The organism is Streptosporangium sp. NPDC000563 (assembly GCF_040299985.1).
Taxonomy (GTDB): domain Bacteria; phylum Actinomycetota; class Actinomycetes; order Streptosporangiales; family Streptosporangiaceae; genus Streptosporangium.
The window spans coordinates 1309457-1322816 of sequence record NZ_JBEPDA010000001.1; the positions used below are offsets into that span (position 1 = coordinate 1309457).

Below are 13360 nucleotides of genomic sequence, written 5' to 3' on the forward strand. Positions count from 1 at the left end.
GCCCCGCTCACTGGCGGGTCACCTTGACGTCGTCCACCCCGGCCTCCACCAGGGAGGCGCCCGAGGCGTCGGCGGCCTCGACCAGGATCCGGACGCTCTGCCCCGCGAAGGCGGAGATGTCGACGTCCGCCGTACCCCAGGCGCCGTTGCGGTTGGAGGCCGCACCGAGCTGCTGGAACACCTGGGTGGTGGTGGAGCCGACGACCTTCACGCGCAGGTAGTCGGCGCTTGAGGAGTTGGAGCCGTGCGCGAGATACCAGGAGAAGGCGAGCTTGAGCGTCCCGGTCGACGGCAGGGCGACGGCCGGGGAGCGGACGCTGGTGATGCCTCCGTCGACGTCGTAGTCGCCGGCCGCGGAACCCGCGAGCCTGCCGGTGACCAGGTCGTTGGTGCCGCTCACGGTGGTGCCGAGCTGCTTGGCGCCACTGGAGTTGGTGGCCTGCGGGACGCCGCGCTCCCACTGGCCCGAGGTGGCGGTGTCGGTCCCCGACGGGTTGGTCGTCCAGCCGGTCGAGGTCTCGAAGGTGTCCTGCCAGACGACCGTCGGAGGTACGGCGGTCGCGGTCGTCCACACCGCGTAGGCGATGGCGTCGGCGTTGCGGTTCAGCGCGGTGTCACTGATGTTGGACGTCGTGTCGCACGCCCGGTGGTAGCAGGGGTCGAACGCCTGCCCCGCCGTACCGCCCCAGAGGGTGGCCTGGGCGCTGGACTTGACGCCCTCGGCGCCGGTGAAGGTGCCGCCCGCGGGGATGCCGACGGCGATGAAGGGCCCGTAGTCGGAGCGGCCGTCGAAGTCGGTGCCCCGGGTGGCGACGCCGATCGAGGTGAAGTACGCCTGGAGCGTCGCCTCCAGCTGCGCGGAACCCGCCGGGCCGGGGCCCGAGCCGACGCCGTCGGAGTTGTCGCCGTCGTAGATGAAGTAACCGGCGTTGGGCGAGCCGACCATGTCGAAGTTGTAGTAGCCCTTGATCTTGGCGCGCTCGGTGGCCGAGAGGTTGTTCACGTAGTACTGGGAGCCGCGCAGGCCCAGCTCTTCCGCGCCCCACCAGGCGAAGCGGAGGTGCTTGGTGGGCGCCAGCGACTGGCGGGAGACCTCGAGGGCGGTCTCCAGGATGGCGGCGCTGCCGGAGCCGTTGTCGTTGATGCCGGGTCCGGCGGTCACGCTGTCGAGGTGGGCGCCGACCATGAGGATGTCGTTCGGGTCGCCACCGGGCCAGTCGGCGATGACGTTGTAGCCGGTCGCGCCGTTGTAGGTGAACGACTGCAGGGAGGTGGTGAATCCCGCGCCGTCCAGCAGGCCCTTGACGTAGTTCGCCGAGGCGAGGTAGCCGGGGCGGCCGTGGGCGCGGTTGCCGCCGTTGGCGCCTGCGATGGACTGGAGCTGTGTGAGGTGTGCCTTCACGGCGGTCAGCGAGATGTCCGGTGGGACGGCGGCCGACGCCGATGGTGCGGTGAACGCCAACGGGATGGCCAGGATCGCCGCCATGCCCATGGTCCACAGACTGCGCATCATGCTCCTCGGGTTTGAGGGGTGTGGGGGGTCCCCGAGCGGCGCGCACCCGTGGCGGGTGCGCGCCGTACAGCGTGGTGGTGCGCTTGCGGAGCGAATCCCTAGCGGGCGGCCTCACCGTGGTGGTGGTCCGCCGCGGCCGGCGCCGCGGACCTGGAGAGTGCCTTGGTCGCGGCGTTGCGGTCGGGAATGCCCTTCAGGTCGTAGGCGAAGTACGCGGTGGCGTAGCCGACGGCCTTGGAGTTGCGGTCGAGCGCGGCGGCGCTGATGTTGTTGATGCCGTCGCAGGCGGCGTGGTAGCAGGGGTCGTAGGCGACGCCCGCGGTTCCGCCGAACCTGGCGGCCTGCTCGGGGGTCTTGATGCCTTCGGCGCCGGTGAAGATACCGCCGGCCGGGATGCCGTTGGCGATGAACGCGCCGTAGTCGGAGCGGCCGTCGAAGTCGGTGCCCTCGAACGGCAGCTTGCGCTTGTTGTAGAACGACTCAAGGCGCTTCTCGACCTGGGCGGAACCGGCAGGACCCGCCGGGGCGCCCTCGCCGTCGGAGTCGTCACCGTCGTACAGGAAGGTGACGTCGTTGGGCGAGGCGATCATGTCGAAGTTCAGGTAGAGCCTGATCTTGTCCTTCTCCGCCTGGGACAGGCCCGCGACGTACTGGTCGGAGCCGAGCAGGCCGAGCTCTTCCGCGCCCCACCAGGCGAAGCGCACCTTGTACTTGGTCGGCACGTAGGCCAGCTTCAGCGCGGTCTCCAGGATGGCGGCGCTGCCGGAGCCGTTGTCGTTGATGCCCGCGCCCTCGGGCACGCTGTCGAGGTGGGCGCCGACCGCGACGATCTCGCCGGACTTGCCCCAGCGGGAGTCGGCGATCAGGTTCTTGGTACGGCCGACCTCGGTCTCGGCGTCGACCTTGAGACGGACGGTGGTGTTCGGGGCGGCGGCCAGCTCAAGGCCGACGGCCGTGCTCGTCATCACGATGGGGAAGCCGAAGCGCCACTCGCGGATGTCGAAGACGAGCGGGTCGGTCCTGCCGGGCTGGCCCTCGTTGAAGAAGATCACACCGGCCGCGCCGGCCGCCTTGGCGTTGGTGGCCTTGTCGATGAACGGGCAGGTGCCGCGCTGGAGCAGCGCGATCCGGCCGGGGACGAACCCGGCGAAGTCCGAGGCCTCGCAACCCGCGGTCGAGGTGTTCGCGACCGGGGGCGGCGGGAGGACCGCGTCGACGACCTGCACCTGCGCGGTGACGTCGCCTCGGCTGGAGGAGATGACGGTGACGAAGTCGGCGGGGTTGGCGTAGGTCTTCGCCACGGGAGCGGTCTGCTGCAGGACGGAGGGGCTCGCCTCCTCCCAGTCCAGCGGGAACTCGACGTCGGTCGTGGAGGTCTTGTATCCGGCCTTGCGCAGCTTGTCCTGCACGTAGGCGAGGGAGGCGTCGTAACCGGGAGAGCCGGCGGCGCGGTTGCCGCCGTTGGCGGTCGCGATCTGCTGGAACTTGTCAAGGTGCTTCTTGACGTTGCTGCCCTTGATCTGCGTCGCGAACACGTTCGCGAGGACGTCGGTGACGTCCGTGGACGTGGTCGCGCTCGCCGGTGCGGTGAGGGCGAGAGGGAGGGCGAGGGCCGTGACCAGGGCGGCGGTCTGGGCCAGGCTGCGTCGTAACCTCAGGCGCATAGCGCTCCTCGGGGTGGAACGGAGGGGAATCCCCTATTAGGTACATGGCGGAACGTACCGTGATCAACCGGTTTCGCCTAGATGTGCCGACGTTCGGGTGCGAAAAAAGTTATCAAGCCGACCCTGACAGGGTTTTCTCAGGGGTGTCTCGGGAACGGATGGGTTCCGGTCGTTCGTTTGAAAGGACGAAGAACATCGATTCGAGAGAGGCAACGTGTACCGTTCGAGAAATCACAAGATAATCGCCGGAGTCTGCGGCGGGATCGCGGACAGTCTCAACATGCCGCCCACCCTTGTCCGGGTGTTCTGGCTGTTGCTCTCGCTCATTCCAGGGCCCCTGTGGGTCGCCTACGTGCTGATGTGGATCTTCGTCCCCAAGGCGCCCGCGGCCCGCTACTAGGACGAGGGCCGGTGTTCCGGCCCCCAGGTCGCGACGCGTCCCGGTGAAATTAAGCTGGGGGCATGAGGCGACGCCCACTGTCCCTGGTCCAGGACGACCTGGTCGACTACGAGAAGGCGATGGAGCGGATGACCGACATGGTCGGTCAACGGCAGCGCGACGAGCGCTCCGACACGCTCTGGTTGCTCAGCCACCCGCAGGTGTACACCGTGGGCAGGCGAACCCCTGAGCAGCACCTGCCCGACCCCGCTCACGGCATCCCGGTCGTGAGCACGGGTCGTGGCGGGCAGCTCACCTACCACGGCCCCGGCCAGCTGGTCGGATACCTGATCGTCAAGCTCGGCGAGGGCGAGGGGATCGTCGACTACGTCCGCGAGGTCGAGCTGAGGCTCGTCGGCGCGCTCGGCGCGCTGGGTGTCCCGGCCGAGCGCCGCGACACCCCGCCGGGCTCGGAACTGCTCACCGGCGTGTGGACGGCCGAGACGGGACGCAAGATCGTCTCGATCGGCATGCGGCAGAGCCGCGGTGTCACCAGTCACGGGTTCGCCCTCAACGTCGACGGCGACCTGACCCCGTGGAACTGGGCCGTGGCCTGCGGCATGCCGGATGTGGACATGACGTCCGTGGGACGGGAGGCCCCGGCCGCCGGGGGGACGACGTTCACGATGTTCGGCGGAGCCCCCGCCGCCACGGCGATGGATCGGGTCCGTGCGGCGGTGGCGGAGGCCTTCGAGGCGAGCTGACCGGCCCTCTCCAGGGCCGGTCGGCTCGTTTCCCGGCCCTCTCCGGGAACGGTAGGCGGTGCGGGGCTCGTTTGCCGGTCTTCTCAGGGGCTCGTTTCCCGGTCTTTTCGGGGAACGGTCGGCGGGGAGGTCCCGCGGGGCGGTCAGCCGGTCGGTTCCCCGCCGGTCGTGCCGGCCGGGTCGAACGCCTCGTTCATGTCGATCGTGCGGCGCGGGCCGGTGAACCAGTGCCTCGCCGACAGCACCCACCACAGGCCCACGGCCAGCACCATCACGCCGACCACGATCGGCGCGTAGTTGACCGCGGTCCAGGTGAAGTCGTCGCTGAACGGCACGGCGGCCGGGACGAGCGGCATGATGAAGTAGATCGAGACGACGACGATCTCGACGATCGCGATCCAGCACATGACCTTGTACTTCGACCCCAGCGTCCAGGGGCCGGGCTCGAACCGGTCACCCATCCGCAGCCGCAGCCAGATCGGGATCGCGAAGGCGATGTAGAGGCCGATGACCGCCACCGACACGACCGCGTAGAAGGCGAGCGGCAGACCGCCGGGGGCCTCGTACAACGCGGGCAGGGTGAGGACGAGCGCGGCCGCGCAGCCGAAGACGATCGCGTTGACGGGGGTCCGGTTGGCGTCCACCTTCGACCACAGGCGCCAGCCGGGGATGGCGCCGTCGCGGGAGAAGGCGTAGGTCATCCGGGACATCGAGGTCACGCAGCTCATCCCGCAGAAGAACTGGCCGATGGTGGAGATCGTGAAGATCGCGGTGGCCAGGTTGCCGGGGAGCGCGCTGTCGAAGATGGCGCCGACGAAGCCGCCCGCCTCGTTCACCGCGTCCACGTCGGTCGCCGCGAACAGGAAGGCGAGCAGCAGGATCCAGCCGCCGATCGCCGAGTAGAAGATCGACTGCCACAGCCCTCGGGCGGCGGCGGTGGAGGCGCCCTGGGTCTCCTCCGACACGTGGGCGCACGCGTCGAACCCGGTGATCGTGTACTGGGTGAGCAGGAAGCCGAGCGGCAGCACGTAGAACCAGTACGACGAGTCGGAGAAGCCGGAGTTGTTGATCGTCTCGGTGAAGACGAACGACATCGACTGGTGCGAGTCGGGGCCGAAGATCAGGATCAGTACGACGACCGCCGCGCCGAAGACGTGCCACCACACCGAGACGTTCTGCAGCGTCGAGATCAGCCGGTGACTGAAGATGTTGATCAGGCCGTGCAGGGTGAGGATGACCGCGAACAGGATGAACGCGTTGGTCAGGCTGGGGTCCCAGGCGGGGAAGAACCGGTTGAGGGTGATGTTCAGGAAGGTCGCGCAGCCGTAGTCGACCGAGGCCGTCACGGCGATCAGGCCGACGAGGTTGAACCACCCGGTGAACCAGCCGTGGATCGGCCTGCCCATCTTGGCGGCCCACCAGTAGATGCCACCGGCGGTCGGATAGGCCGAGACCAGTTCCGACATGCACAGCCCGATGATCAGGATGAAGATCGAGATCAGCGGCCACCCCCACGAGATGGCGATGGGTCCACCGTTGTTCCACGCCTGGCCGAACGTGGTGAAGCAGCCGGCCAGGATGGAGATGATCGAGAAGGAGATGGCGAAGTTGGAGAAGCCGCTCCAGGTCCTGGAGAGCTCCTGCTTGTAACCGAGTTCGGCGAGACGCTTCGCGTCCTCGTCGACCGACGTTGGCTTGGTCACTCAAGCCTCCTTGGGGGGGTTATGCGGGGGGTGGAAATCCGGAGCTCGCGCCCCGGACGTCGTCGACGAGCCGTCCGAACCCCGGGTCGTCCAGGTCCCGCACGGCTTGCGAGAACTTGTCGGCGGCCTCGGCCTCGTAGTCGAAGTCGGCGTCGGCGGCCTGCTCCTTGAGCAGCCCGTGGTGTACGGAGAACCAGAGCGTCCAGGTCAGGTTGGACATGATCAGGTTGAGCCGGACCCTGGAGGTGAGCCGCCGGTCGTCGGTGCCGAAGTAGGCGCGGGCGAGCCGGGCGGTCAGGTCCGGGTCGTAGTCCGCCTCGGCGGCGATGTCGCCCAGTTCGAAGGCCGGGTCGTTGTTCCCCGAGAGCTGGTAGTCGACGATCCGCACCTCATCGCCGCAGCGGATGAAGTTCTCCGGCAGCAGGTCGTTGTGACACGGCACCGTGGGCAGCGGATCGGCGGCGAGCGCCCTTTCGATCTCCGCCGCCGCGGGAAGGCGGTCCCGGTAGCCGTCGGGTGTGCTCAGTTCGTGGGTACGGCAGAGGGCGAGAAACTCGTCGAGCTTGCGGAAGATGGAGAAGTCGTTGACGAACCGAGGTCCGGCGTGCAGCCGGCGACAGGCCGCGGCGATGGGGCCGGGAATCGTCCGTACGGCGTGGGCGTCCAGGGTGACGCCGTCGAGATACTCCAGCACCAGCGCGTCCGGCAGCCGGTGCAGCACCCTGGGGCCGACCCCGGCGTCCGCCGCGTGGACCGTGTTGGCGATCTCCTGGTCGAGAGGTATGCCCAGGCCGGCCTCCGACACCCGGGGATCCAGCACGCGCAGCAACCAGCGCTGCCCGTCGGCCGTGGTGAGCCGCGAGATCCGGTGGCTGAGGCCACCCTTGATCGGGGTCTCGGTTATGGGCTGACCAGCCCATTTTCGGACGTCCGCTCGAGGATCTGGCATGCCGCCCTCCTTTGGCCTACCTTCATACCATTGATCCGATTCTGTGGACTAGTTGTTACAGAGGGGTTCCCTGCCGTGAAACTTCCCGGATCCGCGCGAGCCGTCGTGATCGGCGGTGGAGTGGCCGGTTGCAGCGTGGCCTACCACCTCGCGAGGCTCGGCTGGAGCGAGGTGATCCTCGTCGAGCGGCACGAGCTCACCGAGGGCACCACCTGGCACTCGGCCGGTTTCGTGGGCCAGCTCCGCTCGACCGTCACGCAGACCAAAATGATCATGTACTCGGCCGGTCTCTACCCCGAACTGGCCGAGCTCACCGGGCTGGACCCGGGATGGCGCGGGGTCGGCGGCCTCCGCCTGGCGACCACGCCCGAGCGGGTGGAGGAGTCGCTGCGGCTCGCCGGGGCCGGGGAGACCTACGGGCTCGGCCTGGAGATGATCTCCGGTGCCGAGGCGAAGGAGATGCTCCCGCTGCTGCGCGCCGACGACGTGCGGGCCGCGCTCTGGCTGCCGGGGGACGGCTGGCTGGACCCGGCGCTGCTGGCCAGGGCACTGGCGGCGGGGGCGCGGAAGCTGGGCGTGCGGATATACACCGGCACCCGGGTGACGGGAATCGACGTGAAGAACGGCACGGTCGCCGGGGTGCGGCTCGCGTCGGGGGCCGAGGGCTCCGGCGACGTCGAGGAGTGGTCGGTCCAGGCGGAGACCGTGGTCGTCGCGGCGGGCGCGGCGAGCGGGCGGGTCGGGCGGATGGCCGGGGTGGACATTCCGGTTGTGCCGATAAAACATCAATATGTAGTCACCGAACCATTCGGGGTTCCTTCGTCCATGCCTACGGTGCGGGATCCGGACAACATTGTCTATTTCCGGGAGGAGAATGCCGGCATTTTGGTAGGCGGATATATCAGGAACCCCGAGATATGGGACACGGCTGCTCCACTGGAGGAGCCTCGGACTCTCTTTACCCCTGATATGCCGAAATTTCAAGAATCGTGGGAATCGGCGGTGCGGAGGGTTCCCGACCTGGCCAATGCCGAGATCACAAAGGTCGTCCACGGCCCCGAGGCGTTCACCCCCGACGGGGAGTTCCTGCTCGGTGAGACCCCGGTCCGCGGGCTGTGGGCGGCGGCCGGATTCTGTGTGCACGGCCTGGCGGCCGCCGGCGGCGTGGGCAAGGTGATGGCCGAATGGATCGTGGATGGTTCGCCGGAGTACGACATGTTTGGTATGGATCTGAGGCGTTTCGGATCCCATGCCCGTTCCGCATCGTGGACCCGCGCCAAGGCCCTGGACTCGTACTCGAAGTACTACGACATCGTCTACCCCGGCGAGGAGCGTACCGCCGCCCGCCCGCTCCGCCGCTCTCCCGCCTGGGTGCGGCATGTGGAGCTGGGGGCGGCGTTCGGCGAGAAGTCCGGCTGGGAACGGGTCAACTGGTACGAACCCGGCGGGCGCCCGGTCGGGGCGGGTGAGACTCCTCCCGTGGACGCCCCGGTCACCCGGGATCCGGAACCGGGCGTCCGCGAGGTCTCCCCGGACGTCCGCGAGGCCCATGAGGTCGCTCCGGCCGGCCACGGTGTCTCCCCGGACGTTCGCGAGGTGTCCCCGGACGTCCGTGACGTCCCCCCGGACGGCCGCAGCCCTCGCCCGCACGGCTGGGCGGGCCGGATCTGGTCGCCCGCCGTACGCGAGGAGTGCCTGGCCACCCGCGACGCCGCGGGCCTGTTCGACCAGACCTCGTTCTCCAAGCTGGAGGTCTCGGGGCCCGGAGCTCTGGAGGGGTTGCAGCGGGCCTGCGCCGGGCAGCTCGACAGGCCCGTGGGCTCGATCGTCTACACCCAGCTCCTCAACGGGCGCGGCGGCATCGAGGCCGACTTGACCGTCACCCGCCTGGCGGACGACCGTTTCCGTCTGGTCACCGGCACCGCCTTCGGCGTTCACGACGCCGCCTGGCTCCGGGGCCGGGGTCTCGACGTCCGAGACGTCACCTCGGCCCACGCCTGCTACTGCCTGTGGGGGCCGCGGGCGCTCGACATCCTCGGTTCCGTGTCCGGCGACGACCTCACCTTCGGCTACATGAAGGCGAGGGAGATCAGCGTGGGGAACGTCCCGGTGCTGGCCCAGCGGGTGACGTTCGTGGGCGAGTTCGGCTGGGAGCTGTACTGCCCGTCGGAGTACGGGCTGACGCTGTGGGACACGCTCATGGAGGCCGGAGCGCCGTACGGTATGCGGCCTGCCGGGTACCGCGCGATCGACTCGATGCGCCTGGAGAAGGGCTACCGCGTCTGGGGCATGGACATCACCCCGGAGACCACCCCCTACGAGGCCGGTCTGGGGTTCGCGGTCGCCCGCGACAAGGACTTCGTCGGCCGCGCGGCCCTGGAATCCGCCCGCCGTCTCACCGGCGACCGTCCAGCAGACGACCGCTCGTCCGGCGATCGTCTCGCTGCGGACAGCCCGGCCGATGCCCGTCCCGCCGACGACCACTCGACGGTCGACCATTCGACCGTCGACCGAGCGGCCGGCGCTCGTACCGCGCGACGTCTGTTCTGCCTGGTCCTCGACGACCCCCGCCAGGTCTGCCTCGGCGGGGAACCGGTCCGCGTCGGTGGGCTGCCCGCCTCGCGGGTGACGAGTGGCGGGTACGGCCACCGCGTCGACCGCTCGATCGCCTATGCCTACCTGCCCGAGGGCACCGCCCCCGGCGACCGGGTCGAGGTCGGCGTCACCGGGACCTGGGTGGGCGCCGCCGTCACCGTTGAACCTCTCTACGACCCGTCCTCGGAGCGTGTCCGGCGTCTGCCGTTCTCAGAATTCCGGTAAGTCCCTTCATCCTCCTGCGCATCGGTCATCCTGTGACCTGGAGACCGGCGTCAGATATACCCCCCAGGGGTTGCTGAAAAGGGTGGTGGTGTGGCACTGTAGGCGAGCGAAAGGATACCCCCTATGGGTATCCGAGAGGGGTGATCGCGATGAACGGCGCGCTCAAGGTGGGTGCGTACGCGCTGGTGCTGGCCGTGGTGTTCGGCGGCGCCCTGGGGGCGGGCCGGATGGCCGGTCCGATCGGAGACGCGGAGGCCCAGAGCGCTCAGGGCGCCGGCGCGGAGCACGGCGAGGGCGGGGGCGCGGAGGGTGGAGCGCATCAGCACGCGACGGCCGCGAAGGCGCCGGCGGTTCCGGCGGGACTCCAGGTCTCCCAGGACGGATACATGCTCATGCCGGAGACCGACGAGGTCAAGGTGGGCGAGCGGACCGACTTCCGCTTCACGGTGATCGGCCCCGACGGCGCTCCCGTCACCGGGTTCACCACGCAGCACGACAAGAAGCTGCACCTCATCGTGGTGCGCCGCGACCTGACGGGCTTCCAGCACCTGCATCCCACCCTGCTGGGAGGCGGGGTGTGGTCGGTCCCGCTCAAGCTTCCCGCCGCGGGGGAGTACCGCGCGTTCGCCGACTTCGCCCCCGAGGGGGCGGCGCCGCTGACGCTCGGCATGGACCTGTCGGTGGCGGGCGACTACCGGCCCGAGCCGCTCGCGGTCCCGGCCGAGACCGCCACCGTGGGCGACTACACCGTCACCCTGAAGGGCGATCTCATCCCCGGCCGGACGAGCATGCTCACGCTCTCGGTCGCCAAGGACGGCGAGCCGGTCACCGACCTGGAGCCCTATCTGGCCGCGTACGGGCACCTGGTCGCGCTGCGTGACGGCGACCTGGCCTATCTGCACGTGCACCCCGACGGCGAGCCCGGTGACGGGCGCACCACGCCCGGCCCGAACATCACCTTCTACGCCGAGGTGCCGAGCGCGGGGACCTACGGCCTCTACCTGGACTTCAAGCACGGCGGGACCGTGCGCACCGCCGCGTTCACCGCCGCCACCAGCCCGGACCCCGAGGGTGGCGGAGCCTCCTCGGGTGACGGCCACGGGCACAGCCACCAACCGTGAAATACCCCATAGGGGTTACGTGTTCTCATAACGAGGAGAGACATATGTCTGGGCACACCCATCACGTGCCGGGACGGTGGACGGGCCCGCTCCCGGACGGTGAGGTTTTCGCCCCGGCGGGCCGTCCGGTGACGACCCCGGACCACGCACGACGACCGGGACACGAGGCAAGGGACGAGGAGAGGTCGTGATGTCCATGACCACCGGCGAAGCATCCGCCCGCGGCGAGATCGAGCTCGCCATCGGCGGTATGACCTGCGCCTCCTGCGCGGCCCGCATCGAGCGCAAGCTCAACAAGCTGGACGGCGTGACCGCGACCGTCAACTACGCCACCGAGAAGGCGAAGGTCACCTACCCCGCGGCCATCACCCCCGACGACCTCGTCGCGGAGGTGGAGAAGGCCGGATACACCGCCGAGCCGCCCGCGCCGCCGGCGTCGGGGGAGTCCGGGGAGACGGAAGGGGCGGACGGTGAGGAGGAGGGGGAGCGTGACGTGCTCACCCCGCTCAGGCAGCGCCTGATCACCTCCGTCGTGCTCTCGGTGCCGGTCATCGCGATGGCGATGATCCCGGTGCTTCAGTTCGACAACTGGCAGTGGCTCTCCCTCGCCCTGGCCGGTCCCGTCGTGGTCTACGGAGGGTGGCCCTTCCACCGGGCGGCCTGGACCAACCTGCGGCACGGCGCCGCGACCATGGACACGCTGGTCTCGATGGGGACGATCGCCGCCTTCTCCTGGTCCCTCTGGGCCCTGTTCTTCGGCACGGCGGGCATGCCGGGCATGCGACACGGCTTCGAGTTCACCCTGTCCAGGGGCGACGGCTCGGGAAACATCTACTTCGAGGCCGCGGCCGGGGTGACCACCTTCATCCTCGCGGGCCGCTACTTCGAGGCGCGTTCCAAGCGCCGAGCCGGTGCCGCGCTTCGCGCGCTGATGTCGATGGGCGCCAAGGAGGTCACGCTCGCCTCGGGGGAACTCGTCCCCGTCGGTGCGCTCAAGGCGGGCGACCTCTTCGTCGTACGGCCGGGGGAGAAGGTCGCGACGGACGGCGTGGTCGAGGAGGGTTCCTCGGCCGTGGACACGTCCATGCTGACCGGCGAGTCGGTCCCCGTCGAGGTACGGCCGGGTGACGCGGTGGTCGGCGCCACCGTGAACGCCGGAGGGCGGCTCGTGGTCAGGGCCACCAGGGTCGGCTCGGACACCCAGCTCGCCCAGATGGCCAGGCTGGTGGAGGACGCGCAGAACGGCAAGGCCGCCGTGCAGCGGCTGGCCGACCGGATCTCCGCGGTGTTCGTGCCGATCGTGATCGCGCTGTCCGTGGCCACCCTGGGCTTCTGGCTCGGGACCGGTTCAGGCGCCGCCGCGGCCTTCACCGCCGCCGTGGCGGTACTGATCATCGCCTGCCCCTGCGCTCTGGGCCTCGCCACACCGACCGCGCTGATGGTCGGCACCGGCCGGGGCGCCCAGCTGGGAATCCTGATCAAGGGTCCGGAGGCGCTGGAGTCGACCCACGGCATCGACACCGTGGTCCTGGACAAGACCGGCACCGTGACGTCGGGCACGATGACCCTCAAGGACGTCTTCCCCGCCGCCGGTGAGGAGCGCGAGGAGGTGCTCAGGCTGGCCGGAGCCCTGGAGGGCGCCTCCGAGCACCCCGTGGCCCGCGCCGTCGCCCGCGCGGCGGACTCCACCGCCAAGGTCGAGGACTTCGCGAACATCGAGGGCCTCGGCGTCCAGGGCGTCGTCGACGGGCACGCCGTCCTCGTCGGGCGTCCCCAGCTGCTCGCCGACTGGTCGCAGCACCTGCCGCCGGAGCTGGAGGAGAAACTGGAGGGGGCACGGGCGCGCGGGGAGACGGCCGTCGCGGTCGGCTGGGACGGGAAGGCCCGCGCGGTGCTCACCGTCGCCGACGCGATCAAGCCCAGCTCGGCCGAGGCGGTCGCCGCGTTGCGCGCGCTCGGCCTGCGTCCGATCCTGCTCACCGGCGACAACGAGACGGTGGCCCGTACGGTCGCCGAGGCCGTCGGCGTCGAGGACGTGATCGCCGACGTGCTGCCCGCCGACAAGGTGGAGGTCGTCAAGCGGCTTCAGTCCGAGGGCCGCACCGTGGCCATGATCGGCGACGGGGTGAACGACGCCGCCGCGCTCGCCCAGGCCGATCTCGGCATGGCGATGGGCACCGGCACCGACGTCGCGATCGAGGCATCCGACCTCACCCTGGTCAGGGGCGACCTGCGGGTGGCCGCCGACGCGATCAGACTGTCCCGCCGCACGCTGCGCACGATCAGGGGCAACCTGTTCTGGGCCTTCGCCTACAACGTCGCCGCCATCCCGCTGGCCGCGTTCGGTCTGCTCACCCCGATGATCGCCGGGGGTGCGATGGCGCTCTCCTCGGTGTTCGTGGTGAGCAACAGCCTGCGACTGCGCCGCTTCAGGTGAGATGAAGGGA

The 13360-nt window shown here is 69.7% G+C and carries 9 protein-coding genes; 5 read left to right on the top strand and 4 right to left on the bottom strand.

The features are described 5' to 3' along the window. Window positions 1–7: 7 nt before the first annotated feature. Together ABT352_RS06200 and ABT352_RS06205 are read right to left on the bottom strand one after the other, a co-directional pair. Window positions 8–1510, bottom strand: a complete 1503-nt coding sequence (locus ABT352_RS06200; protein ID WP_350942892.1) for a M28 family metallopeptidase — start codon at window positions 1508–1510, stop codon at window positions 8–10. 101 nt (window positions 1511–1611) lie between these two features. Next, on the bottom strand, window positions 1612–3177 hold the full coding sequence (locus tag ABT352_RS06205) for a M28 family metallopeptidase (protein WP_350942894.1): 1566 nt from the start codon (window positions 3175–3177) through the stop codon (window positions 1612–1614). Window positions 3178–3391: 214 nt separating this feature from the next. Between ABT352_RS06205 and ABT352_RS06210 the strand changes: the two genes are divergently transcribed. Further along, on the top strand, window positions 3392–3577 hold the full coding sequence (locus ABT352_RS06210) for a PspC domain-containing protein (protein ID WP_350942895.1): 186 nt from the start codon (window positions 3392–3394) through the stop codon (window positions 3575–3577). 62 nt (window positions 3578–3639) lie between these two features. After that, window positions 3640–4320 carry a lipoyl(octanoyl) transferase LipB gene (lipB, locus tag ABT352_RS06215; protein WP_350942897.1) on the top strand — a complete coding sequence of 227 codons (681 nt, stop codon included), beginning with the start codon at window positions 3640–3642 and terminating at the stop codon, window positions 4318–4320. Window positions 4321–4463: 143 nt separating this feature from the next. Here the strand turns inward: lipB and ABT352_RS06220 are convergent, their stop codons facing one another. After that, the gene (locus tag ABT352_RS06220) at window positions 4464–6023 is read right to left on the bottom strand and encodes an amino acid permease (protein ID WP_350942898.1); all 1560 of its coding nucleotides are present in this window, start codon (window positions 6021–6023) and stop codon (window positions 4464–4466) included. A gap of 19 nt (window positions 6024–6042) precedes the next feature. Next, entirely contained in the window at window positions 6043–6972 is a 930-nt protein-coding gene (locus ABT352_RS06225) for a phosphotransferase (protein ID WP_350942899.1), read from the bottom strand. 75 nt (window positions 6973–7047) lie between these two features. On the opposite strand from ABT352_RS06225, the gene ABT352_RS06230 reads away from it, so the two are divergent. The 3 genes from ABT352_RS06230 to ABT352_RS06240 all read left to right on the top strand — a co-directional run bounded on the left by ABT352_RS06230 (window position 7048) and on the right by ABT352_RS06240 (window position 13350). Next, window positions 7048–9792, top strand: a complete 2745-nt coding sequence (locus ABT352_RS06230; RefSeq protein ID WP_350942900.1) for a GcvT family protein — start codon at window positions 7048–7050, stop codon at window positions 9790–9792. Window positions 9793–9941: 149 nt separating this feature from the next. Beyond that, window positions 9942–10913: a DUF8832 domain-containing protein gene (locus ABT352_RS06235; RefSeq protein ID WP_350943558.1), complete on the top strand. Its 972-nt coding sequence runs from the start codon at window positions 9942–9944 to the stop codon at window positions 10911–10913. Between the two features lie 196 nt (window positions 10914–11109). Beyond that, window positions 11110–13350 carry a heavy metal translocating P-type ATPase gene (locus tag ABT352_RS06240; RefSeq protein ID WP_350943560.1) on the top strand — a complete coding sequence of 747 codons (2241 nt, stop codon included), beginning with the start codon at window positions 11110–11112 and terminating at the stop codon, window positions 13348–13350. Window positions 13351–13360 lie beyond the last annotated feature (10 nt).